The following is a 24,753-nucleotide window of genomic DNA, read 5'->3' on the forward strand; positions in this document are numbered from 1 at the left end:
ATTAAGACGTTCCGGCTTTTTGTCTGGTCGTTTTCCGTTTTTTCCCTTCGCCGCCTGCGGACGCAGTGTCTTTTGTCCGCACCGGTGCAGCCTGCTCGCGATTCGGCCGCTTCGTCCGGTCAATGCTCGCCTGCAGGGCGCTGACAAGGTCAATGACATCTTCGCGCGGACCGGGAGCAGCCGGTGTCACGCCTGCTTCTTCATGTTCGAGCTTATCATTAATTTTGGCGAGGAGGGCTTTCCGGTATGTGTCTTCGTATTGCTCTGGGTCAAACTCGGTTGTCAGCTCGTTTATTAACGTAATCGCCGTCTGCAATTCTTTTTCATTCACGGCCGTCTGCTCGGGAACTCCCGGCACATGTCCGGCGTTTCTGACTTCATCCGGATAATGAATGGACTCCATCACGATACAGTTGTCATACACGCGAAGAATCGCAAGCTGCTGCTTAGAACGGATCGTAATAGAGGCAATCCCGATTTTACCTGTCGTCCTCAGCGCTTCCCGCAAAAGTGTATAGGCTTTTGTGCCGTTATCTCCCGGCCCGACATAATAAGACCGGTTAAAATAAATCGGATCAATTTCTTGCAGCTGGACAAAGTCAACAATTTCAACCGCTTTCTCTTCATGTTCCTGTTTTACGTCTTTCAGGTCCTCGTCTGTCAAAATGACGTATTTTCCCTTTACATACTCATAGCCTTTAACGATTTCACCAGGCTCCAGACTCTTTTCACATCCGGTACAGATTTTTTCGTATTTAATCGGCGCATGGTCTTCTTTATGAAGACTGCGGAATTTTATATCTTTATCTTCAGTGGCCGCAAAGAGCTTGACCGGGATATTGACGAGGCCGAAGCTGATCGAACCCTTCCACATCGTGTGCATGAATAAAAACTCCTTTTTGTCTTTATTGTGGATAAACGGGTCCGTTCCATGTGTAGCAACTTATGGGTGGCGCGGCGCTTCATGGAGCAGCTCTTCAATCTCCTCAGGCGGCAATGGCCTGCTGAAATAGAATCCTTGAAGAAAATCGCACCCTTTTTCATCTAAAAGCTTTTTTTGCATCGCCGTTTCAACCCCTTCAGCAACGACTAAAAGAGAAAGCTGATGTCCCATGGCAATTATTGCGCCTGTGATCTGCGCGGATTTAGGATGCAGCTGGAGATCATCTATAAATGATTTATCGATTTTCAATCTATGAATCGGAAAGTCCTTTAGGTAACTGAGAGAACTATGGCCCGTCCCGAAATCATCAATACTTACACTGATTCCCAGCTCAGTTAGCGCCGTTAGCACTTTTTTGCTGTGCTCGCGGTCTTCCATCGTCATGCTTTCGGTCACTTCTGCTTCAAGCAGTGCGGGAGGAAGCTTGTAATGGGTAAGTGTTTTCTGAATAAACGGGACAAGTTCTTCCGACTGAAATTGTTTAGCCGAAATATTAATGGCGACAGGAAGATGGTAACCTTTTTCGTGCCATTCCTTCGCCTGCCGGCACGCCTCGGTAATGATCCATTTGCCGAGGTCGATAATCAGGCCGGTTTCTTCGGCGGCCTGTATAAAGTCTCCGGGGTTCTGCAGTTTTCCATCTGCGCCGGCAACTCTCAGAAGCGCTTCAACTCCTGTTATGAGCTGATCGGCGGAGCTGTATTGAGGCTGATAATGAAGGACAAACCTTTTTTTCTCAATTGCTTCTCTCAATTCCATCTCAATCCGGAGCTTTTTCGCTTCTTTTTCTCCGATTTGGGCAGAGTAATATTTGTATTTGCTTTTGTTTCGGTCTTTGCTGGCGTACATCGCCATATCGGCTTTTTTCATCAGTTCCATCCCGTCCGACCCGTCTTTTGGAGAGACGGCGATGCCGATGCTGACGGAGGTGATCAGCTCATGCTCCTGAACGATAAACGGTTTTTCGAACTGCATGATGATCTGTTTTGCTAAATCATCAATGTCATCGTCCTCAGACCGGGCATCCGTTAAAATAATAATAAATTCATCGCCGCCAAGACGGGCGATAAAACCATTATCCGGGATGATGGAAGAAAGTCTTTCAGCCGCTGATTGAAGAAGTCTGTCTCCGACATTGTGCCCGAGAGCATCATTAATAACTTTAAACCGATTTAAATCGAGAAAGAACACAACGGTCAAATGCCCATGCGAATGTTTCTTTTCCAGAACTTCCGTCAATCGCTGAACGGCATGGCGGCGGTTCGGAAGGTCGGTCAAAGAATCATAATGCGCCATGCGGTGAATTTCCTTCTCGGCTTGCCGCTGTTTGGTCATGTCTTTACAGATGACATATACACTGTCCAGTCCGTTATCGACCAAAACAGGAATAAAGGTAACATTAATATAAAATAAACCGATATCTGTCTTCAGATCAGCATCAAAATGCAGTGCCTGCTGTTCTTTTTTTACCTGTTTGAAATAGGTCTTCAGCGGACTGCTGATATGTCTGCGCCAATTTTGGCTGTCCAGTCCGAAACTGTGTATCATCTCGGCCCCTGCTTCATTAGAGTAAAGAATTTTACCACTAGGAGAAAGGATGAAAATGGGGTCAATGTTATGTTTAATTAATGATTGAAACCGCTGTTCATGATCCTTCATACGTTCATCGTGGCGGAAAAACTGACGATCGAAATGTGAGCTGAAAAACAATAACATCTGAAAACAAAAGATAATCAGCGTATAAAAACAGACAAATGAAACGAATGAATTTCCATATCGCTGCTAGGCCTTCGCGTGTCTGCATAAAATGACGCTGCCATCATACCTGTATAATGCATCCCCGAGACGGCCGCGCCCATGAAAACAGAACTGATGATTTTTTGAAAAGTCAAATGTTCTGTCGGTTTCTTCACTGCTAAACCGAAAAATACTTTCAGCGAAACGAAAGAAGCGGCAATGGCAATCAAAATAGAGAAACAGAATAAAAAAGGATTATACATAATCATTACCCGGGAAATGGCCGACATTCCCATGTAATGCATAAGTGAAATTCCCGCTCCCATAAAAACAGATCCGGTAATCAGCCGGTTGAGTGTTAAGATTCTTCGGCTGACGATATATAAAGCCGCGAAAGACCCGGAAATCGCGGCGCCTAAAGAAGAGACCATCGGTACGGCTTCATAATTCATATGCATGTTCACATAAACGGCGAGCATCCCGACAAAATGCGTTGACCATATGCCGAAACCCATGATAACTGAACCGGCGATCAGCCACAGTTTACTGCGAATCCCCGTTTTCAGCGTTACTTTTCTGGAGATTTCAAGTGAAGTAAACGCCGCCAGACAAGCAATCAGAATGGATAACCCGACAAGCGGAAGATTGTAATATACATGTAATTCCAAAGATGATTCCTCCTACTAAACCGTGAAACAACTTACATTTATATCGGCATGTCTAAAAAATATTTCAGCTTCAAGATTTTGTGTTAAAATCATTCTTAAGTTTCGGAATATAGACTTATGTCGGGAGTGATACATCATCGAAGGTTTTATCATATCAATAATAGAGGCGTTTAAAAGCTTATCCTACACAGGAATTTTTTTGGCGCTCAGTATAGAATTCATTCCCGCGGAAATTGTTCTTCCGCTTGCGGGCTACTGGGTGTCAAAAGGGGATATGACGCTTGCCGGAGCCGTGTTTGCCGGCTCGCTCGGCGGTGTTTCAGGCCCGCTTGTTTTATATGGAATCGGCAGGCTGGGCGGTCGGCCGTTTTTGCTGAAGTACGGAAAGTATATATGGATCAAACCCGAAACCCTGCAGAAATCAGACGATTTCTTTCAGAAGCACGGAGGTTTGGTAGCGTTCAGCGGCCGTTTTATACCGGGGATCAGGACGCTGATTTCTTTGCCGTGCGGCATTGCGAAGATGAATGTCTGGGTGTTCTCCCTTTATACATATGCAGCGATGCTTCCGATTACGTTTGCTTACGTATACCTCGGAATGAAACTCGGGGAAAATTGGAAAAACGTCGGGTCCATTCTTGATCAATATATGCTCCCGCTGGGTATATTCATTGCGGTGCTTCTCGTCTCTTATATCGTTTTAAAGAGAAGAAAGCAGCGGGTCAAAACAGAAAATATTTCTCAATTTGTTAAAAAAGTTAAGCGTTGACAAATGAAGAAACAGGCTTTATCATGAGCGTATAAACAAATATTTCTTGAAATCCCAAAGGGGAGTAGCGTCCGGATCTTCCGGAAACAAAGTCGTCAATTCATGGATCATATCCATCGGCTTTGTTGGCATGCCAATGATTCATGTCTAGCAAGACCTTTGCCTTATATCGGCAAAGGTCTTTTTTGCGTAAAAAAACCGCCGGTATAAGCTCGGATGACAGAAAAGAGACGGAGGGATTGGATTGGACTTATCATTATTATTGGAGTATGGATGGGTTCTTCTCGTTTTAATCGGGCTGGAAGGGATTTTAGCGGCGGATAACGCGCTGGTGATGGCTGTGATGGTGAAGCATCTCCCGGAAAAACAAAGGAAGAAGGCTTTATTTTACGGTTTGGCGGGGGCTTTTATTTTACGTTTCGGGTCGCTGTTCGCTATTTCTTTCTTGGTGAATGTTTGGCAGGTTCAGGCCGTCGGCGCCCTATATTTGTTTTACATCGCAGTCAGCCATTTGCTGAAGCGGTATGTATTCAAACATAACACAGGGCAGAAGAAACAGAAAGAAAGCGGTTTTTGGCAGACTGTATTGAAAGTGGAGCTGGCGGACATTGCTTTTGCCGTTGATTCCATTTTAGCGGCGGTCGCGCTTGCAGTAACGCTTCCGGGAACACCGCTTCCTGCCATCGGCGGCTTGGACGGCGGTCAGTTTCTCGTCATTTTAGCCGGCGGCGTTATTGGTTTAATCATTATGCGCTTCGCGGCATCAATGTTCGTTTCTTTATTAAAAACGAGGCCGGGCCTTGAAACGGCGGCATTTGTTATTGTCGGGTGGGTAGGCGTGAAACTCGCTCTTTATACTCTGGCCCATGAGGAACTCGGCATAGTTCCAGCAGATGTGATCCATTCGGCGGCCTGGAAAATGATTTTCTGGGCGGTTCTGGCAGCCATTGCGGTATGCGGATGGTTTATGTCAGGAGCAAAACAAATAGAGACGGATGCGGCATCCGCAGAAAGAGAACACGCATAAAAAGGGTCATAGAGGGATCTGTTTTTTTAAAAAACAGGTTCCTTTTTTTGTTTGAAACGCTTACATTTAAGACATATGATAACAATTTTATAACAGCATTGTTACAAAAAACACACAGAAAACCCCCTTAATTCTGCTTGAAGGCACGAAATCATGTATAGTACGTCTTATTGGCTTGTCATAATTGAGACAAATGAAATCGATTTCTCTTTTTCTTCCTTTGCGAATCCCTACTAAATTAGCTATGATTATGAGTAGTTATAGGGAGGAACTGAGGTGAAACCAGTGCTTAGCCTTTTGTTTAAATTGGGAAAAAAGAAGCAAACGCTTGAAACATCTGTTAAAAAAATACAAAAAGGCGACAAAGATCTGCAGAACGATTTAATACAGCAATATAAGCCTTTTATCGCAAAGACGGTTTCATCCGTTTGTAAACGATATATAGATGAAAAAGACGACGAATTCAGCATCGGACTGATCGCGTTTAACGAAGCCATTGAAAAATATTCGGCTGAAAAAGGTAATTCGCTGCTTGCATTTGCAGAGCTTATCATAAAAAGAAAAGTAATAGATTATATCAGAAAAGAAGCAAGAACCGCTCAGCACATTAATATGGATGTGCAGGAAGGCGACGACCAGGAGTCTTCGCAGAGTCTTATCGAAGCAGAGCTTTCCATTGATGAATACCGCAAACAGATAGAACAGGAGCAGCGCCGGGAAGAAATTCTTTTTTTTCAAAAGCAGCTGAAAGAATACGGGCTGTCTTTTAAAGAGTTGCTGGAACAATCGCCGAAGCATACAGATGCGAGGCAGAATGCGATTAAGGTAGCTTACACGCTTGTTGAAAATGAAGAGCTGGCGTCCATTTTGCACCAGAAGAAACAGCTTCCTGTCAAACAGCTGGAGCAGCTCGTGTCGGTCAGCAGAAAAACGATCGAACGGAACCGAAAATATATCATCGCCATGAGTATTATTATTACCGGTGATTATATTTATTTAAAAGATTATCTTAAAGGGGTGTTGCACTCATGAGAAGAGGGATCATAGTAGAGAAAAATAAAAAATTCGTCACGTTGCTAACCCCTGACGGACAATTTTTAAAAACAAAAAATGATCACCGCACTTGTGAAATCGGAGAGGAAATTACGTTTGAAGGCGAAACGCGTATGGGAAGAAGGGCCAGCTTTTTTGATTTTCTGAAACTGCGCCCTTTTAAATTGGGAGTGTTTACGATGACTGCTATTATCTTATTTATTTTAATCATGCTCCCGGTTTTTTCTGATAACAAAGCTTACGCGTATATGACGCTGGACATTAATCCAAGCATTGAGATGGCTTTAAACAGCAAATATGAAGTCATTGAACTTACGCCGCTGAACCATGACGCCAAACAGGTCATTAATGACATCGGAGACTGGAAAAGCAGCGATTTTAAGGAAGTCATCAGTGATATTATTACCGATTGCAGCAAGCATGGATATGTAAAGGAATCAAAAGAGATTTTAATTTCCACGGTTTATGAAAATACAGATGACAATACATATAAAAAAGGCGTCAAAAAACAGCTGGCTGATATGACTGAAAAATATAAGGGCACCTACCAGCTTCAATCGCTTGAATCAGATATGGAAACAAGAGAAAAAGCGAAACAGGAAGGTATGTCAACAGGCAGCTACATAAGAAGAAACGAAAAGAAAACAGAAGAAGAACAGCCTGAAAAGAAAACAGACGGCCAAGAAACCGATCAGAAAAACAATGAAACAGATACTGATCAAAACATGCAGCCGGACACAGAAAAGCCGGCGGCTGATGAGCAGACATCTCCTGATGAAGAAAAGGCAGCGGACCAGCCGGAAAACAATGAAACAACGCCCGGCACGGAAGAAGCGAAGCCGGACAGTCAGGACGGCAATCAGCAAACCGAAAAAAATGCAGCTTCCGGATCAGAGGAAAACACTCAGAAGGAACAAGATGGGGAAAAAGAGCAGCCCCCAACACAAAATCCTCAGGAAAACGGAAACGACAAAGAGCCCAAGCATAGGTATAACAATCATTACTGGAATCAGCGGGATCATGAGCGCAATGAACAGCGGGAATCCTATCGGCGCCATGAAGATTCGTCAGACCGCAGGAACCCGAACGGCTACCGGCACGGAAGGGAAAATGCCGATAAATATCAAAATTCGCCGAGAAATCCCGGCGAATAAGCTACATTATTGAGTTTTGCCGTTTAATTGTGATTGAGCCTGCTGTACAAGCCGTTTTGTCATTTCCCCGCCTACAGAGCCGTTTGCGCGTGCTGCTGTATCAGAGCTAAGGTTCACGCCGAATTCTTGAGCCACTTCGTATTTAAATTGGTCAAGTGCCTGCTCAGCCCCTGGAACTAAGAGTTTATTTCTGCTCGCCATCTTTTTCATCTCCTTTTCTCTGGCAAGATGTTTTACGCATTTTAGTTTCAAACGGAACGGTATTGATTATGCTGGCAATTGTTGTGCAGCTGAAAAAAACCCCGGCGCAGACACCGGGGCTAAGAACGTTATGAATTATAATAAATGGCTGGTCATTTTGTAGGCGGAGGCTTGAATATGGAAAGTCAAAACGGAGAGCACCGTAACGGCGAGTATGGATCTGATATTGTTCCATTGCCCGTTTCCGAGTTCTTTGAAGCAGCCTCTGAGCTTGTCCGTCTGCTGTTCAACGAGCTCCTGCAGGCTCGTTTCCTTCATCGGCGGGTTGCCCTTATGATGGAGATAATCAATCACCTGAGCGCAGCTCTCATAGTAGCTGATCGGGCTGATGACGTCATCTGTTCTGTCGGTGATCGTGTTAAATGCGATCTTCAGTATGCCGCGTATATGTTCGAAGTCATAAATTGATTTTAAATCACGTACAATGAGAAGGATGACAGCTTGTTCAATTGTATATTTTTTTCCGAGTAAGGGGTGGCCGATCAAATCTTTAATATCGCGTTTCACCCAGTTTTGGACGGCGGTTGATTTTAAAGACGTCAGCTCGCACAGATTTCCCAGTTCGACAATCTCGTTTGTTGAAAGTCCGTATTCTTTTTTCTCTTTTTTTCGCTCGAATCTCGTCAGAAATTCAGGGATATGCAGCCGGTTTTCCGCTTCATCCAATGTCATATCCGCAGATTGCAATAAGATTTGGAGAGGGGTTGCGTCTCCTTGGCCCTTTAACGCGTAAAGAAGCCGGACCATATCAGTTCGGGTCAGTTTAAACGTGTTCATTGTTCACCTCTGATTGATTACGTGTTCACTTTCTTGTATCACTGAGAATTACATTAACATCATACGTCGAAATTGTTGCATTTTCAAACAGATCATTTATAATTTAATTAAATAAGTTCTTTTGATCTTAAAAAAGACGGAGGTAATTATGGCGAAAAGAATATTTCTGTTTATTTTAACAAACCTTTTGGTCATTACGACAATCGGAATTGTGCTTACGATTATTACAAGCGTCACCGGTGTCGGCTCGTATATACAAAATGGCCGCGTCGATCTGACGGCATTGCTCGTGTTCAGTCTTGTCGTCGGTTTTGTCGGTTCTTTTATTTCTCTCGGAATGTCCAGATGGATGGCCAAAACGATGATGGGTGTCCGGGTGTTAAATCCGAAGAAACAGTCACTCAGCTTTGAAGAGCAGCAATTGGTTGACCGGGTGCACAGACTGGCCCGTACTGCAGGGATGACGAAAATGCCTGAAGTCGGTATTTATCATTCCCCTGAGGTCAATGCCTTTGCGACCGGGCCTTCTAAGCGCCGCTCACTTGTCGCGGTTTCCTCAGGTTTATTGCAGCAGATGGATGATGCTGCGGTGGAAGGGGTTCTTGCCCATGAAGTCGCACACATTACAAACGGTGACATGGTCACGATGACGCTGCTGCAGGGAATCGTCAATACGTTCGTCGTCTTCCTTTCCCGTATCGCGGCATGGATTGCAAGCCGCTTTGTCAAAGAAGACCTCGCGCCGGTCGTGCATTTTATCGCGATGATCGTGTTTCAGATTATTTTTTCCATTCTCGGCAGTCTTGTCGTCTTCGCATACTCGCGTCACAGAGAGTTCCACGCTGACCGCGGCGGTGCCGACCTTGCCGGCAAGGATAAAATGATTCACGCCCTGCGTACGCTGAAGTCTTACACAGGACACGTGAATGAAGAGGATCAGACGGCGGTGCAGACGTTAAAAATCAATGGCAAAAAGCATTCGTCACTGTTCTCTACACACCCTGATCTGGATGAGCGCATCCGCAGGCTTGAAGCCAAATAATCAACAAAACCTCTGACATTGGTTCAGAGGTTTTTTGATTAAAGATCGGCAAATTACATAAGGTAAATAAAAAATCTTTCTAAAAAGACCTTTAAAAATTCTCCCAATATCATTAGAATAATTACGTACTACAATGAGAGGCAAAAGGAATTATCTTATGAAATTAATGCTGAAGAAATTCATACAGATCTTGTCGCCTGCACAGCTGATTGCATTATATTATTTTCTTGCTGTGACGGTGGCAGTTATATTGTTAAGTCTGCCGGCAGCCCACAAACAAGGGGCCAGCTGGTCGTTTATAGACGCGCTGTTTACAGCTGTCAGCTCAGTCAGTGTAACGGGTTTAACGGTGGTCAACACGGCTGATACATTCAGCACGACCGGGATTGTCATTTTGGCATTCGTGCTGCAATTCGGCGGAATCGGCATCATGACGCTCGGAACATTCGTCTGGCTGATTATGCGCAAACGGATCGGTCTGCGGGAACGGAAGCTCATTATGGTGGATCAGAATCAATCGCAGTTTTCCGGAATCGTCAACTTGATGAAGCAAGTCCTGTTTTTGATTTTATTAATCGAGTTTTTGGGCGGCATCATTTTAGGAACATATTTTTTAACGTATTACCATTCGTTTGAACAAGCTTACTTGCACGGATTCTTTGCGAGTGTCAGCGCCACGACAAACGGCGGTTTTGATATTACGGGAAATTCACTCGTTCCGTTCAGGCATGACTATTTCGTGCAGTTTATTACGATGCTTCTGATTATTTTCGGTGCGATCGGGTTTCCGGTGCTCGTAGAAGTTAAGGACTTTTTGTTTTCAAAACAGCGCAGATACTCATTTACGCTGTTTACGAAAATTACGACCGTTACGTTCGGAATGCTCGTTTTGTTCGGGGCCGTCGGAATTTACGCGCTTGAAGCAAGCCATGCCATGAAGGGAAAAAGCTGGCATGATGTTTTGTTTTTATGTCTCTTTCAATCAACCGCTACAAGAAGCGGCGGGCTTGCGACAATTGATATCAGTCAGCTGTCGGCGCCGACACTATTTTTCATGTGCGCCCTTATGTTCATCGGCGCATCGCCGAGCTCAGTCGGCGGCGGAATCCGCACCACGACATTTGCGCTTAACCTTCTTGCTCTGTTTCATTTTGCCCGGGGGAATAAAGCGGTCAAGGTCTTTAAACGCGAGCTTCATCAGGCTGATGTCATGAAATCGCTGGTCGTTACGATGATGGCGATTCTGCTTGTGTTCGGATCGACGCTGATTCTGGCTGTGACGGAGAAGAATCAGACGCTGCTCGGACTGCTTTTTGAAGTTTGCTCCGCTTTCGGAACGACCGGGCTTTCGCTTGGGATTACCCCGCATTTAAGCGATATCGGAAAATGCGTGATCATGATCGTCATGTTTATCGGCCGGATCGGCATTCTGACTTTCCTTTATTTAATCGGCCGAAAGGAAATCGAAGCGAATTATCACTATCCGAAGGAAAGAATTATAATCGGCTGACACCGCTTTTTTAAAAGCGGTGTTTTTTATTTCCGGAAAATGGATGTGTGGCAGCAGTTTTTTTGGAGATTCTATTTGTAAAGAGGTGACGTCATTGTTTGCCGTATTCTGGAAATCTGTGATTATGATAGCGGTCGGTACCTTTTTATTGCGAATTGCCGGGCGGAAATCGATCAGCCAGCTGTCGGTGACCCAGACAGTCATCATGATTTCCATCGGCTCAATTATTATTCAGCCGTTTATTGAACATAGTTTATGGGAAACCATTTTCGCGGCTGCGATTTTTATTGCAGTACTGATCCTGATGGAATATTTAGAAATCAAATCAAACTTTTTTGAGGTTTTATTTTCAGGAAAAACCATCGCCGTTGTCAGAGACGGAAAAATCATACCGGAAAATTTAAAAAAGATGCGTTTCACCGAGGCGCAGCTGTCAATGCGGATCAGGCAGGAAGGCCTCGGGGATATACAAGATTTTAAATATGTGTTGCTTGAGCCGAACGGACAGATCGGCTATGAGCTTATTGATGATGCCAAAAACGTGACAGTGCGCGACCTGAAAAAAATGCTTGATGAATTCAAAACAGATTTGCTGACAGAAGGAGGAAATCAAATGAAACGCAAAGCAGCGAAGAATGAAGCTTTGACCAATAACAATACACCGACTGAGAGCATGGACAAAGATGCATACAAAACGCAATATGACGGTGATCCCGGACTGAGAGGCGCAAACCGCAAATCAAAACACGGCAAACAAGGAGGCGAATAACATGACGAAAAAAAATCGCCACAGTAGAGACATGCAAAACCATAAAAAGCCGATGGACCCTGAATTGCTTGAAGAAGAATTTTCAAGCGAGCTTGGTGATTATAACGCCGGAAAACTGATTGAAACGCTTGAACAGACGAAACCCAAGAAGAAAGAAGACAGCAAAAAATAAAAAATACCTCTTAGGCGATATCGCTTAAGAGGTATTTTTTATTATTTCGAATAAACACCGTTTCTTGTTCCTTTCACCGCTTCAAGCCAGCCGGTTATCCGCAGTTCAATAAACGGCTGTGCGGCCGTTTTCACCGCATTGCTGGAGAGAATGGAAGTAAGAGCGGCCGTTAAAATCAAGAGCATGACTAAATTCTGGTAATCAGACAGGTGATCTTCAAGCCCGATCTGGCGCAGCGTTTTTATGATGAATCCATGCAGCAGATACACGTAAAACGTCCTCGTACCCCACTTCGTAAAGAAATAACGCTTTTGCGGAACGAGCGCCAAAAAGCTGAATGTGGCGGCAAAGGCCAATACATACCAGCCGATGCGCGACAGACCGCTCAACAGCGTCACTGTGCCGAATGTGGAATAAGGCTCCGACCCGAACAGCCACGAGTAATCAAAATCAATGCACCAGCATAAGAGGAAAACAATCCCGAGTACGCCGGCGGCAATCTGCCTGCCTCTTTTGGCACGCAGTAAATCAAAGTGCTGTTTTTTCAAATAGAACCCGACGAGAAACATCGGAAGAAAGACAAACGTTCGTGAGAGACTCAGCGTGCTGCTGATGAAATCCAGATACCCGATCATAACGGCAAGCCCGCAGCTCGCTCCAAGCGCCCACATTTTTGGCAGCTTCGTAAAAGGGTACAGCAGCAGATTCCAAAAGAATAAGCTGACTAAAAACCAGAGAGACCACTGCGGATCAATCGGATTGACGCTTGTCATGCTTTCATCCTGAATCAAGTAGTAAAAAACCGAGTAGATGCCCTGAAAAATCAGGTACGGAATAATCAGCTTCACAGCCAGCTTTTTCACATAACCTTTCCGCTTAAAGTTTTTAGCGAAATAGCCGGAAACCAGGATAAAGGCCGGCATATGAAAAGTATAAATGAATTTGTAGAGATGAAGCATAAACTCATTTCCGTTAATAAAAGACCGGAGAATGTGGCCGAACACCACCAGAAAAATCAAGATAAACTTGGCGTTGTCAAAGTAACTGTCTCGCGATTTTGTCATAGCATCACCTTCTTTTCAAAAAATCATCCACTGCATGATTATTTCCTGATGATGTTCATTTTAAAATAAAAAACAAAAAATTGAAGGAGGACAAAAGGGATTGTTAGGATGATGTAATGGGGAGGTAAGGATCGTAGAAAAAGACTTTAACTTGTCATATCATTGAAATTTTCTGAAATGTATAGGGCGAATGAAGGAAGATGAGGTATTTTGTAGAAATATTGAAGGATAGGTTTTTGAAGAAGGAGTGTACTGAATGGCTGAAACTCTGGATTTGCAAACAAAGGAGTCGCTGAAAGAGCAGCTGAAGCGGATGAAGGAGGAAAATGACCGCCTGAAGAGTGATTTGCATCGGTATCATGTGATTATGAATAACACGCTTGATGCCATATGCCATAAGGAAATGAAAATCGTCCAGGCGAACGAGGCTGCCGCCCGGATGATGCAGATTGAGGCAGAGAGCCTCATAAACCGCTCCGTCCTGGACTTTTTATATTCTGTGCCTCAGGAAGAACTGAATAAGGCCGTGAAAAAATTTTTGAAAAAGGGCCATCTGTGGAAAGAGGTGCCGATTAAGCTTGACAGCGGCGCGACGAAATACATTGAATTCCTCGCCAAAGACGGAATTGGGGAGGATTATTTTTTTGTGGTGATGAGGGATATCTCCTCTAAAAAAATACTAGAGCGTGAATTTTCCATGAACGAGCAGCTGTTTAAAGATCTGTTTGACAGAGCTGTCGATGGCATCGTCCTGTTTGACAAGGACGGCGGGTTTATTGATGCGAACCTCTCTTTTTGCAAAAGCTTTGAGATCGGTCAGAATGAACTGTCCCATCTGTCGCTCCGCCATTTTACAGAAGGAGAAAACAACAAGCACCTGAAAGAAATCTGGGACACCCTCGGCAAAAAAGGAAAAGCTAAAGGAGAGCTGCCGGTCAAGCTCCGGTCCGGCGAGGAGAAGCTGTTTGAATTTACGATTACGTCCAACTTGATCAGCGGGTTTTACATGTCCATTATGAGGGACATAACGGAGAAACGGTCGATGGAATTGAAACTCTTTAAAAGCGAAGAGCGTTTCCGCGAAATCTTTGAAAACGCTATGGACGCGATTGTCATTTGGTCTGATGACGGAAGGATTGCCAAAGCAAACGAGTCGGCGTGCCGTATTTTTGAACTGCCGATGGATAAGCTGGTGGAACGGAATTTATGTTCGTTTATCGTTGATCCGCAGAAAAAATACAAACAGATTAAGAAAAAATATGAAAAATACGGGGAAATCCGTGAAGAGATGCTGTTTCAGATGGCAAACGGCCAATATAAAGAGCTTGAATTCACATCAAAACGAACCATACTTGAAGGTCAGCATTTAACCATTTTAAGAAATGTCAGCGATCGAAAGCGGATGGAAAAAGAATTGAGGGAAAGCGAGCTGAAATTCAGAAAAGTATTCAACGGCTCAATGGACGGCAAAGTCTTGTTTGACAACCAATTCCGCATTATTGACGCAAACCCTCTCGCAAGCCGTATCCTCGGCATGCCGGATGAGGAGCTGAGAGCGTACACCGTTCCGGATATTCTTTCATTATTTGATATTGAAAACGCGGGTGTGCCCGCCAGAAAGATTGATTTAGAAGGAATGGATAATGAAATCCCCTTCCTGTTAAGCAGCAGTGACAGCCGCAAACTGGAATTCTCCTTCAAAAGGAATATCATTCAAAATATGAATCTGGCCATTTTTAAAGATGTCACCGAGGCCAAAGAGCTTGAGGAGCGGCTGCGGAAATCAGACACTCTTCACGTCGTAGGTGAGCTTGCGGCCGGCATCGCCCACGAAATCAGAAATCCGATGACGGCGCTGAAAGGGTTCATTCAGCTTTTGCAAGGAAGCATTGAAGGAGAACATTCCCTGTACTTTAACGTCATTACCTCAGAATTAAAACGCATCGAGTCTATCATCACTGAATTTTTAATTTTAGCGAAACCTCAGGCGATATTATATGAAGAAAAAGACGTGACGCAGATTATGAAAGACACGGCCGATCTCTTGAATGCCCAAGCCAATCTTGTCAATGTGCAGATCCATTTGAACCTGACCGGAAACATCCCGCCGATTTACTGTGAGCCGAATCAATTAAAACAGGTGTTTATCAATATTTTAAAAAACGCCATTGAAGTCATGCCGGGCGGCGGCAATATCTACGTGACCATTCAGCCTTCTGATAAAGACCATATTCTGATTTCTCTTCAAGATGAAGGAACAGGCATGTCCGAAGACAAATTAAAACGTCTTGGCGAACCATTTTACACGACAAAAGACAGGGGAACGGGGCTCGGTCTGATGGTCAGCTATAAAATCATCGAAGAGCACCAGGGCCGCATTCATGTGGAGAGTGAAGAAGGGAAGGGCACCGTCTTTCATTTGACGCTTCCGATCCGGCAGAATACTGAAGAAAGAAGGAGCGGCGAATGATCTGTTTTACAAGTGTGAAGGCACCTTTTGGAACCGTCATCATAACAGAGGAAGAGGGCTTTATTACCGGCCTGTTTCTCAACGGGGAAGATTTTGAGAAATGGCGGAAAGATACGCCCGGCGTGAAATCGTGTGAAACCGCTTTGCTATCTGAGGCGAAACAGCAGCTGACCTCTTATTTTTCCGGAGAAAGAAGGCATTTCTCTCTGCCTCTGAGACAAAAAGGGACAGCTTTTCAGGAAAAGGTATGGAACGCGCTGACGGTGATTCCATACGGCGAATCCCGGAGCTACGGTGATATAGCCGAAATGATCGGCAAACCGAAAGCGGTGCGCGCCATCGGACAAGCCAATAAACGCAACAGGCTGCCGATTTTGATTCCGTGCCATCGGGTAATCGGCAAAAACAGCGCCTTAACGGGTTACGCGGGCACCCAGACGGATGTAAAAGCGGTGCTGCTGAACATCGAACAAATATCCTATAAAGAAAAATAAAGCATATGGCACGTTCCGTTTTTTCACGTCCGACATATCATTTTATTAAGTGAAAAAAGTTGGTCTTACGAAAAAGGAGGACGAAGCCTGATGAGAGTGAGCCGTCCGCAAAAGATAGCCGGCTATGCAGAGCTGTTTTTTAAAATGCATCTGATTTCAGCCGCCCAAAAAGATGAAGTGATTACATTATGCAGACAAAAAAACCGCTGACATTGCCTGAGGCAATATCATCAGCGGTTTTTCAGCTCAGCTGGCAGTCTGCAAATAATTGTTCAATTTCTTCCGTGTAAGAATCAGTCACGATGCCTTTCTCGGTTATAATGCCTGAAATCAGGCTGCTCGGTGTAATATCGAAGGCAGGATTGAAGACCGGCACATCTTCAGGAGCGGTGCGTATGCCGGAGATCTGTCTGACTTCATCCGGATCTCTTTCTTCAATAGGAATCTGATCGCCGTTTTCAATCTGTAAGTCAAAAGACGAAAGCGGTGCGGCCACAAAAAACGGAATTTGAAAGGCGTTTGCCAAAATAGCGAGGCCATACGTTCCGATCTTGTTGGCCGTATCCCCGTTTTTAGCAATTCTGTCAGCGCCGACAATGACCGCTGAAATGTGCTTTTCCTTCATTGTGTGGGCGGCCATGCTGTCAGTAATGAGCGTGACATCAATCCCGCCCTGCATCAGCTCCCACGCCGTCAGCCGGGACCCCTGGAGAACGGGCCTTGTTTCACAAGCGTAAATATGAAGACCGAGGTCTTTTTGTTTCGCTAAGTAAAAGGGGGCAAGCGCCGTACCGTACCTGCTTGTGGCAATTGAACCTGCATTGCAGATAGTCATGATCTTATCGCCTTTTTTAAAAAGTTGCAGAGCATTTTGGCCGATCATCCGGCATGTTTCTTCATCCTCAATCTGAATCTGAATGGCTTCATGAACGAGCGTTGTCTTCGCTTCATTGATTGAGGTCGCATCTCTGATGGAGTCCGTCAGTCTGTCAAGCGCCCACGCGAGGTTGACGGCAGTCGGTCTCGAGCTGTTTAAATACGCTTTGACATCCGCGAGCTGACGGCGGAAATCAGAAAGATCGCGGACTTCAAACGATTTGGCAGAGAGCGCGAGTCCGAACGCCGCCGTTATACCGATGGCCGGAGCGCCCCTTACTTTCAGTGTGATAATCGCGTCGAATACATCTTCCTTTGTTTCAAGATCCACATATTCAGTAACGTCAGGGAGCTTTTGCTGATTTAAAATGCGGATGTATGTTTCTTTCCATTCCACAGAACGGGGGATGGCAAATTCATTGGTCATGCTGCATCATTCCTTTACACGGAGCTTAAATTGTTCCAGAACCTCAGTGATATCCTTCAGTTCTTTTCTGTTTTCGATATAACAGGCGCCGATTTCAAGCGCCAGCTTTTTCCGTTCAATTCGTTTGTCAAACGGAGTGAGTTCATCTAAGTCAGCTACATGGGCGAGTCCGATCGTGCGCCGAATCAATTCGCATCCCGCAAAACCGACCGCTTCCTCAAACGTGTTTTTCAGTGTATCTTCCAGCAGATGTCTGCAGGAAGGCAAGCTGTCTTTCTCCCAAGCTTCACTGAATGTTTTCACAAATGTGTCCCATACGGCGGCAGTATGGTCATATAACGGCTGTCTGTCGTCACCGTCCCGGCTGAGGGCGTTTAACAGCAGGTTGGCGATAAATTGGCCGATGTCAAAGCCGATCGGTCCGAAGAAAGCAAATTCGGGATCAATGACTTTTGTTTCATGTTCATCAGCGAAGATGCTTCCCGTGTGCAGATCGCCGTGAATCAATGTTTCCGCTGAATTCAGAAAGATGGCTTTCAATTCATCGGCGCCTTCTTTCAGCCGGGAATTGTTCCAAATTTTTTCTGCGTATGGGCGCAGCTCCTCTTCGAAATCATTTGTTTCATGATCGAGAAACGGTTCTGTAAACACAAGTCTTTCTGTGATATTGCAAAGCTCAGGATTTGTAAACTGCTTTGCGAGCTGCTGCTTTACTTTCGCATCAAGCGCATAAGCGGATGAGTAAAACAGCGTTTTTCCTAAAAATTCACCGATATGGGCCGATAAGTTCGGATAATGTTTTCCTTCCAGCAGCCCTTTTCTTGAGATCTTTAAATGCGAGAGGTCTTCCATTACCGTGACGGCCATTTCAGTATCGGAATAGTAAACGGCCGGAACGAGGTGCGGCACATGCTCGCCCTGGCGGATGAGGGCGCTGCTTTCGATTCTCGCCCGATCGATCGTAAGCGGCCAGCTTTCACCGACGACTTTGGCGTAAGGAATCGCCTGCTTGATAATCAGTCCCTTTTTGTTTTCTTTATCGTACACATGAAAGACGTAATTCAAATTGCCGTCGCCGATTTCACGGCATGTCAGGGTGCTTTTGCTTTGGAACAAGCCGAGCTTCACGGCTAGCGCGGCGGCGGAGCTTTCTGTTAATTGTTCATAAAGACTTGTTTTAGTTGCAGACATGGATTTACCCTCCTATTATGTAGTGGCTGTAAGAGATCGTGACGGAGAATACGCCCGAAAAAAAGCCTCCTTCTCTGAAAGAGAAGGAGGCTGAAACAGTGCAGTCCGCCTCTTATCTCTCAGATAACATCTGATGGAATTAGCACCGTGCCTTATGAGACAATGTCTCGGCGCAAAATGTACGCGCCCCATTTCACAATGGAATTACGGTCGGTTGCTGTTGGGGTCAAAAGGCCGATTCCCTCGCCCAACTCTCGATAAGAGAAAAATATATTGATTTGTATCACAATTCGGATTAATCAGTTGATGAAAATATTAGCAGGTGCGGAATATTCTTGTCAACGTTTTTTTGAAAATTAATATAAATCACGCCGCAAATCTTGGAAAACCGGTATGGTGCCGCGCACGGCCTCACTTTCTGAAACATCGATTTCCGCTGGGACTGCGCCTTCCGTCCGGTCTCCTTCGGCCAAAATCCGGCCCCATGGGTCAATTATCAGGCTATGGCCGGCAAATTCATTATCGGGATTGGATCCCGTGCAGTTGCAGGCGGCGACAAAACATTGGTTTTCAATTGCTCTGGCGATAAGCAGGCTTCGCCAATGATCGAGGCGGGGCAACGGCCATTCCGCAGAGATAAAGAGTACATTTGCTCCCTTGGACGTATGCTTTCTGATCCATTCGGGGAAACGGATATCATAGCAGATCAGCCCGGCACACTTGACACCGTCAAGCTCAAAGGAACCGTCGCTGTTTCCTGCTGACAGATATAGATGTTCATCCATCAGCTGAAACAGATGGGCTTTCTGATACTGCTTCACGATCTGTCCGCTGTTATCGGCGATGTACATGGTGTTATAGACATTTTCTCCTTCTTTGACCGCGACAGATCCGGCAACGAGGTGTACATTGTATCTTTTGGCCGTTTTTTTAAGCCATTGTACCGAGGTTTCGCCGTTTTCATCCGCCAGCTGGTCAAGCCGTGTGAGGTCATAGCCGGTCGTCCATAACTCAGGAAGCACGATGACATCAGCGCGGCGGCTTTCTTGCTCAATCAAAGATTCTGCTTTTTTGAAGTTTTCTGAAGGATTTCCGTATGAAATATCAAATTGCAAACAAGAAACGGTCCATTTCATTTTTTCAACACCCCAAGTTTCTCTTTACTTTTTTTATTTAACCATATATGATGATGGACTATCATTTCAAGAAATTTTTAGAAGGTGAAAATATGAACTTTGAAATCTCTGATGTACTCAAACAGCTGCCGGAACAATTTTTCGCATCATTGGTGCAAAAAGTGAATCAAAAGCTGAAAGAAGGCAAAGACGTCATCAATTTGGGACAGGGGAACCCCGATCAACCGACGCCTCAGCATATCGTTGAGGAAATGAAGCGCGCCGTCGAAAGGCCGGAAAATCATAAATACTCATCCTTCCGGGGCGCTTACAGCTTCAAAAAAGCAGCCGCTGAATTTTATGAAAGGGAGTACGGGGTTACGCTTGATCCGGAAACGGAAGTGGCCGTGCTGTTCGGAGGCAAGGCGGGACTTGTAGAGCTTCCGCAATGTCTTTTGAACCCGGGAGATACAATTCTTGTGCCTGATCCCGGATATCCTGATTACTGGTCGGGTGTCGCCCTTGCGAAAGCGAAAATGGAAATGATGCCGCTGACGGAAGATAGAGGGTTTCTCCCTGATTACAGCGCAATTCCTGAAAAGGTGCAGAATGAGGCGAAGCTGCTGTATCTCAATTATCCGAATAATCCGACCGGTGCTGTGGCGACAGAGGCGTTTTTTGAGGAAACGGTCAGCTTTGCAAAACAAAACGGCATTTGTGTCGTACATGATTTCGCATACGGAGCAGTCGGCTACGACGGGCATAAACCGCTGAGCTTTTTGCAGACGGAAGGTGCAAAAGAGACAGGAATTGAAATCTATACCTTGTCAAAAACTTATAACATGGCGGGCTGGCGTGTCGGATTTGCCGCCGGAAACGCGTCTGTTATCGAAGCGATCAACCTTTATCAGGATCATATGTTTGTCAGCCTGTTTCCCGCCGCGCAGCAGGCGGCGGCAGCAGCTCTTTTAGCTGATCAGGCGTGCGTCGCAGCGCAAAATGACAGATATGAGTCGAGACGAAATGCATGGATTGCAGCATGCCGCGATATCGGCTGGGATGTCACGGCTCCCGCGGGCTCTTTTTTTGCATGGCTCCCGGTGCCGGACGGTTATACATCACAGTCGTTTTCAGATCTGCTGCTGGAAAAAGCAAATGTCGCGGTCGCAGCCGGAAACGGGTTCGGAAAATGGGGGGAGGGCTATATCAGAGTCGGTCTTCTGACAAGTGAAGAAAGACTTAAAGAGGCTGCGGAACGGATCGGGAAACTCAATCTTTTCACCCGAAAAAGCATTGACATATCAAAATAACAATGCGATAATTCAAAATACTTTATAAAATCATTATTCTTATCAAGAGCAGGCAGAGGGACGAGCCCGATGAAGCCCGGCAACCGACTGTTAAAGCACGGTGCTAATTCTTGCAGCAGGAGCTGAGAGATAAGATTCGGACATAACACGAAGCCTCTTTCTGCTCATACGGAAGAGGTTTTTTTATGTTTTTCGAAAGAAAGAGAGGCGTTCACGCATGAGCGAAGTATTGGCAACATATCTTCTGACGGACACAACAGATAGTGAAAAGCGGGCGGAACAGATTGCAGCGGGGCTGACGGTAGGTTCCTGGACAGATCTGCCCCTTGTGAAGCAGGAACAGCTCAGAAAGCATAAAGGCCGGGTCGTAAAAGTTGAGGAGAAAGAAGGAACCCCGGAAAACGAAAAACAGGCCGTCATCACCATCGCCTATCCTGAGGCGAACTTCTCAAGAGACATACCCGCCGTCCTGACGACTGTATTCGGAAAGCTGTCACTGGACGGAAAAATAAAATTGACTGATCTTGAGTTTTCCGAAGGGTTTAAACGCTCTCTTCCCGGGCCGAAGTTCGGCATATACGGCATCCGCAAACTGCTGGGCGAATTTGAAAGACCGCTTTTGATGAGCATATTTAAAGGGGTGATCGGACGGGATCTCCGTGACATTAAAGAACAGCTCAGACAGCAGGCGCTCGGCGGCGTGGATCTTATTAAAGACGACGAAATTTTCTTTGAAAATGAGCTGGCTCCGTTTGAAACCCGCATTATTGAAGGAAAACAAGTCCTGAAGGAAACCCGGGAGGAGACGGGGCATAAAACGCTGTATGCCGTGAACCTGACGGGGAGAACTGCTGAATTGCGGGATAAAGCGAGACGCGCGGCGGAGCTCGGGGCGGACGCCCTCTTGCTGAATGTGTTCGCCTACGGTTTGGATGTGATGCAAAGCCTTGCGGAAGACGGTGAAATCCCGCTTCCGATTATGGCGCATCCGGCAGTCAGCGGCGCATTCACATCATCTCCCGTTTACGGTTTATCGCATGCGCTTTTGCTCGGCAAGCTGAACCGCTATTGCGGCGCTGATTTCAGTTTATTTCCGTCACCTTACGGATCTGTTGCACTGCCGAAGGAGTCGGCGCTTGCGATTCACGATGAATGTGTAAAAGACGATGTCTTTCATCCCTCGTTTGCCGTCCCGTCAGCAGGCATTCATCCCGGCATGGTGCCGTTTTTGATGCGTGATTTCGGCATTGATCACATCATAAATGCGGGCGGAGGCGTTCACGGCCATCCGAACGGAGCAGAGGGCGGCGGCAAAGCGTTCCGCGCTATCATTGATGCGGTGCTTGAAGCCCAGCCGATTGAAGAAAAAGCCGCGTCGTGCAAAGATCTTCAGCTCGCATTAGACAAATGGGGAAGGGTGGAAGCCGTATGACCCGCACACCGCTGATTATTTGTGATTTCGACGGAACGGTTACCATGAACGACAACATTGTCAGTATGATGAAAGAATTCGCGCCTCCTGAGTGGCTTGAATTAAAAGACGGTGTTCTGTCTAAAAGCCTATCAATTCAGGAAGGAGTCGGCCGGATGTTCGGGCTGCTGCCGAGTAGCTTAAAAGAAGAGCTGACTGATTTTATCCTGAAGGATGCGAAATTAAGGGACGGCTTTTTGGATTTTGTCTCGTTTGTCCGGTCAAACGATCTCCCGTTTTATATCGTAAGCGGGGGAATGGACTTTTTTGTGCATCCGCTTTTGGAAGGCATCGTAGAAAAGGAGCGGATTTTCTGTAATCATGCATCCTTTGACAATGAATATATTCATATCAATTGGCCGCACGCCTGTGACGGCGGCTGCACGAATCAATGCGGCTGCTGCAAACCGTCAGTGATCCGAAAGCTGTCCGATCAGCAGAATTTTCTCATTATGATCGGTGATTCGGTCACGGACCTCGAGGCTGCAAAATTATCCGATATGTGCTTTGCAAGGGATTATCTTTTGACTGAATGCGAAGAACTCGGTCTTCGGCATCTGCCTTTTCAAGATTTTCATGAGGTGAAAACAGGCATCGAAAACATCGGGGAGGTGCAGGCATGGCTGCAAAAGAAGAACGCTGGCGCGAACTTGCCGAGGTAAAGCGCGAGCTGGCTGAAAGAGACTGGTTTCCGGCAACGAGCGGAAATCTTTCCATTAAAGTATCCGACGGGCCGCTGACTTTTCTCGTTACGGCAAGCGGCAAAGACAAACGAAAAGAAACAGACGAAGATTTTCTCTTAGTCGATGAGAACGGGAGGCCCGCTGAGACCGGCCATTCCTTAAAACCCTCGGCAGAAACGCTTCTCCATACTTACTTATACAAAAAGACAGACGCGGGCTGCTGTCTGCATGTCCATACCGTTAATAATAATGTCATTTCAGAGCTCTACGGAGATGAAAAACAAATCACCTTTCAGGGGCAGGAGATTATTAAGGCGCTCGGATTGTGGGAGGAAAACGCGTCGGTGACCGTTCCGATCATTGACAATCCGGCGCACATCCCGGCATTGGCCGAAAGTTTCGTGCGCCATGCAGACACCGAATCAGGCGCGGTATTAATCCGCAATCACGGCATTACGGCATGGGGGCGGACCGCGTTTGAGGCGAAAAGGGTGCTGGAAGCCTATGAATTTTTATTCGGCTGTCACATCAAGCTTCTGTCACTTCGGCCGCAGCTCGTAAAATAAAAGGAGGAATGCAAAATGGCGACAATCAGAATTCATGATGAAAAGAATACGATCATTGAAAATCAGGAAGAAGTAGCGCGCTTTTTAGACGAACAAGAGGTAATCTATGAGCAGTGGGACATTGAAAAACTTCCGCCTGAGCTTTCGGAGAAATATGATGTAACCGAAGCTGAAAAAGATCGGATTCTCGCGGCATTTGACAAGGAGATTCAGGATATTTCAGCCCGGCGCGGCTATCAGTCTCAGGATGTCATTTCTTTATCAGACTCAACGCCGAATCTAGATGAATTATTGAAAAATTTCCAAAGAGAACATCACCACACGGATGATGAAGTCCGCTTTATTGTCAGCGGGCATGGCATCTTCGTCATTCAAGGCAAAGACGGCACTTTTTTTGACGTCCGTTTAAATCCGGGGGATTTGATTTCGGTTCCGGAGAACATCCGCCACTACTTTACGCTTCAGGAAGACCGCAGGGTCGTCGCAATCCGAATCTTCGTGACGACTGAAGGCTGGGTGCCGATTTACGAAAATGAAAGTGTGCAAAACTGATAGACTTGCGAACCTCTCATGCAGCCAGCGGCATGAGAGGTTTTTTATTATAATATAAAATCAGCTGTCTCTGTTTTTTGTGCGTTGAAATATGCCGTATTCTGTTTATATCATTACCTGAATGGGTATTATTCTCGTAATCATGCTAAAGATTCCAATATGAAATGAAAAATTAAGTTATTTAGTAAAAAAATGTTTACAAATAAAGTATAATCTGTAATAATGCTCAATAACCCAATCAAACTTGTTTCCTATTCTTTTAGCGGTGAGGGGTGAAGTGAATGGGCAGTTATTCTGAACAAGAAAAATTGCTTGTATCTATTGATGAAAAGAGAAAAATGATGATAGATGCGGCTAACAGGCAGGGGTTTACAGGGTATGACACGATCAGGCACAGCCAGGAACTGGACTGTCTGATGAACGCATATCAGCAGCTGATAAACCGTGAACGCACACATCACCAAGGAATACAGGGCCTTGTGAAGAAAATAGGCTTGTTCTCCCGCGGTGATATCATGCCTGCATATGAAGCAAACAAATGATTAATGATAAACAGATAACGAAGACTGAATGCGCTTCCTGATCAAGCGTCGCATCCGAAAGATGACCGCGTACAGTCAGCGGGTTTTTCCGCCGGCACAGCTCACGAAGC

The 24,753-nt window shown here is 45.6% G+C and carries 23 protein-coding genes, 1 pseudogene and 2 riboswitches; of the genes and pseudogenes, 16 read left to right on the forward strand and 8 right to left on the reverse strand.

From position 1 onward, the window contains the following. Position 1: 1 nt before the first annotated feature. Both ku and ACW5MY_RS07410 read right to left on the reverse strand, forming a co-directional pair. Complete coding sequence (ku, locus tag ACW5MY_RS07405; RefSeq protein ID WP_013352014.1) at positions 2-883, reverse strand: non-homologous end joining protein Ku; 882 nt, start codon at positions 881-883, stop codon at positions 2-4. A gap of 60 nt (positions 884-943) precedes the next feature. Further along, positions 944-3,348: pseudogene (locus ACW5MY_RS07410) on the reverse strand (bifunctional diguanylate cyclase/phosphodiesterase). A gap of 133 nt (positions 3,349-3,481) precedes the next feature. Here ACW5MY_RS07410 and ACW5MY_RS07415 point away from each other — a divergent pair. The 4 genes from ACW5MY_RS07415 to ACW5MY_RS07430 all read left to right on the forward strand — a co-directional run bounded on the left by ACW5MY_RS07415 (position 3,482) and on the right by ACW5MY_RS07430 (position 7,351). Beyond that, entirely contained in the window at positions 3,482-4,117 is a 636-nt protein-coding gene (locus ACW5MY_RS07415; protein ID WP_373419139.1) for a DedA family protein, read from the forward strand. 244 nt (positions 4,118-4,361) lie between these two features. Next, complete coding sequence (locus ACW5MY_RS07420; protein ID WP_013352017.1) at positions 4,362-5,144, forward strand: TerC family protein; 783 nt, start codon at positions 4,362-4,364, stop codon at positions 5,142-5,144. Positions 5,145-5,420: 276 nt separating this feature from the next. Next, the gene (sigI, locus tag ACW5MY_RS07425) at positions 5,421-6,176 is read left to right on the forward strand and encodes an RNA polymerase sigma factor SigI (protein WP_289394307.1); all 756 of its coding nucleotides are present in this window, start codon (positions 5,421-5,423) and stop codon (positions 6,174-6,176) included. Continuing rightward, positions 6,173-7,351: an anti-sigma-I factor RsgI family protein gene (locus tag ACW5MY_RS07430; protein WP_013352018.1), complete on the forward strand. Its 1,179-nt coding sequence runs from the start codon at positions 6,173-6,175 to the stop codon at positions 7,349-7,351. The genes sigI and ACW5MY_RS07430 overlap by 4 nt, the downstream gene beginning before the upstream one ends. A 6-nt stretch (positions 7,352-7,357) precedes the next feature. Here the strand turns inward: ACW5MY_RS07430 and ACW5MY_RS07435 are convergent, their stop codons facing one another. Further along, positions 7,358-7,552, reverse strand: coding sequence for an alpha/beta-type small acid-soluble spore protein (locus tag ACW5MY_RS07435; protein WP_013352019.1), 195 nt, complete (start codon positions 7,550-7,552; stop codon positions 7,358-7,360). Between the two features lie 135 nt (positions 7,553-7,687). Then, positions 7,688-8,389: a DUF1836 domain-containing protein gene (locus ACW5MY_RS07440; RefSeq protein ID WP_013352020.1), complete on the reverse strand. Its 702-nt coding sequence runs from the start codon at positions 8,387-8,389 to the stop codon at positions 7,688-7,690. 148 nt (positions 8,390-8,537) lie between these two features. Here ACW5MY_RS07440 and htpX point away from each other — a divergent pair, with 148 nt between their 5' ends. From htpX to ACW5MY_RS07460, 4 genes are all read left to right on the forward strand, one after another. Continuing rightward, the gene (gene htpX / locus ACW5MY_RS07445; RefSeq protein ID WP_013352021.1) at positions 8,538-9,431 is read left to right on the forward strand and encodes a protease HtpX; all 894 of its coding nucleotides are present in this window, start codon (positions 8,538-8,540) and stop codon (positions 9,429-9,431) included. Between the two features lie 157 nt (positions 9,432-9,588). Continuing rightward, a complete protein-coding gene (locus ACW5MY_RS07450) occupies positions 9,589-10,941 on the forward strand; it encodes a TrkH family potassium uptake protein (protein ID WP_013352022.1) in 1,353 nt (450 codons plus the stop codon). A 94-nt stretch (positions 10,942-11,035) separates the two neighbouring features. Further along, a complete protein-coding gene (locus ACW5MY_RS07455; RefSeq protein WP_013352023.1) occupies positions 11,036-11,710 on the forward strand; it encodes a DUF421 domain-containing protein in 675 nt (224 codons plus the stop codon). Position 11,711: 1 nt separating this feature from the next. Beyond that, positions 11,712-11,882, forward strand: a complete 171-nt coding sequence (locus ACW5MY_RS07460; protein WP_013352024.1) for a hypothetical protein — start codon at positions 11,712-11,714, stop codon at positions 11,880-11,882. Positions 11,883-11,923: 41 nt separating this feature from the next. Here the strand turns inward: ACW5MY_RS07460 and ACW5MY_RS07465 are convergent, their stop codons facing one another. Further along, a complete protein-coding gene (locus tag ACW5MY_RS07465) occupies positions 11,924-12,946 on the reverse strand; it encodes an acyltransferase family protein (protein ID WP_013352025.1) in 1,023 nt (340 codons plus the stop codon). Between the two features lie 256 nt (positions 12,947-13,202). On the opposite strand from ACW5MY_RS07465, the gene ACW5MY_RS07470 reads away from it, so the two are divergent. Further along, the gene (locus ACW5MY_RS07470) at positions 13,203-15,416 is read left to right on the forward strand and encodes a PAS domain S-box protein (RefSeq protein WP_462061807.1); all 2,214 of its coding nucleotides are present in this window, start codon (positions 13,203-13,205) and stop codon (positions 15,414-15,416) included. Then, positions 15,413-15,910: a methylated-DNA--[protein]-cysteine S-methyltransferase gene (locus tag ACW5MY_RS07475; protein WP_013352027.1), complete on the forward strand. Its 498-nt coding sequence runs from the start codon at positions 15,413-15,415 to the stop codon at positions 15,908-15,910. The genes ACW5MY_RS07470 and ACW5MY_RS07475 overlap by 4 nt, the downstream gene beginning before the upstream one ends. 241 nt (positions 15,911-16,151) lie before the next feature. Here the strand turns inward: ACW5MY_RS07475 and mtnA are convergent, their stop codons facing one another. The 3 genes from mtnA to ACW5MY_RS07490 form a co-directional block, all read right to left on the reverse strand. Beyond that, positions 16,152-17,213, reverse strand: a complete 1,062-nt coding sequence (gene mtnA / locus ACW5MY_RS07480; RefSeq protein WP_013352028.1) for an S-methyl-5-thioribose-1-phosphate isomerase — start codon at positions 17,211-17,213, stop codon at positions 16,152-16,154. Between the two features lie 6 nt (positions 17,214-17,219). Further along, complete coding sequence (gene mtnK, locus ACW5MY_RS07485) at positions 17,220-18,404, reverse strand: S-methyl-5-thioribose kinase (protein WP_013352029.1); 1,185 nt, start codon at positions 18,402-18,404, stop codon at positions 17,220-17,222. Between the two features lie 109 nt (positions 18,405-18,513). Beyond that, positions 18,514-18,668, reverse strand: a riboswitch (SAM riboswitch). Positions 18,669-18,760: 92 nt separating this feature from the next. Then, positions 18,761-19,540, reverse strand: a complete 780-nt coding sequence (locus ACW5MY_RS07490) for a carbon-nitrogen family hydrolase (protein WP_013352030.1) — start codon at positions 19,538-19,540, stop codon at positions 18,761-18,763. 92 nt (positions 19,541-19,632) lie between these two features. Between ACW5MY_RS07490 and ACW5MY_RS07495 the strand changes: the two genes are divergently transcribed. From ACW5MY_RS07495 to ACW5MY_RS07520, 6 genes are all read left to right on the forward strand, one after another. Then, entirely contained in the window at positions 19,633-20,829 is a 1,197-nt protein-coding gene (locus tag ACW5MY_RS07495; RefSeq protein ID WP_013352031.1) for a pyridoxal phosphate-dependent aminotransferase, read from the forward strand. 36 nt (positions 20,830-20,865) lie between these two features. Then, a riboswitch (SAM riboswitch) is annotated at positions 20,866-20,965 on the forward strand. 81 nt (positions 20,966-21,046) lie between these two features. Beyond that, a complete protein-coding gene (mtnW, locus tag ACW5MY_RS07500) occupies positions 21,047-22,261 on the forward strand; it encodes a 2,3-diketo-5-methylthiopentyl-1-phosphate enolase (protein ID WP_013352032.1) in 1,215 nt (404 codons plus the stop codon). Continuing rightward, positions 22,258-22,962: a 2-hydroxy-3-keto-5-methylthiopentenyl-1-phosphate phosphatase gene (gene mtnX / locus ACW5MY_RS07505; protein ID WP_014470473.1), complete on the forward strand. Its 705-nt coding sequence runs from the start codon at positions 22,258-22,260 to the stop codon at positions 22,960-22,962. The genes mtnW and mtnX overlap by 4 nt, the downstream gene beginning before the upstream one ends. Then, a complete protein-coding gene (locus ACW5MY_RS07510; protein WP_013352033.1) occupies positions 22,920-23,549 on the forward strand; it encodes a methylthioribulose 1-phosphate dehydratase in 630 nt (209 codons plus the stop codon). Before mtnX ends, ACW5MY_RS07510 begins: the two co-directional genes overlap by 43 nt. A gap of 15 nt (positions 23,550-23,564) precedes the next feature. After that, positions 23,565-24,101 carry a 1,2-dihydroxy-3-keto-5-methylthiopentene dioxygenase gene (locus ACW5MY_RS07515; RefSeq protein WP_013352034.1) on the forward strand — a complete coding sequence of 179 codons (537 nt, stop codon included), beginning with the start codon at positions 23,565-23,567 and terminating at the stop codon, positions 24,099-24,101. A 281-nt stretch (positions 24,102-24,382) separates the two neighbouring features. After that, positions 24,383-24,643, forward strand: a complete 261-nt coding sequence (locus ACW5MY_RS07520; RefSeq protein WP_013352035.1) for an aspartyl-phosphate phosphatase Spo0E family protein — start codon at positions 24,383-24,385, stop codon at positions 24,641-24,643. The last annotated feature ends 110 nt before the right edge of the window (positions 24,644-24,753 follow it).

Source organism: Bacillus sp. Bwzl_19, assembly GCF_054900515.1.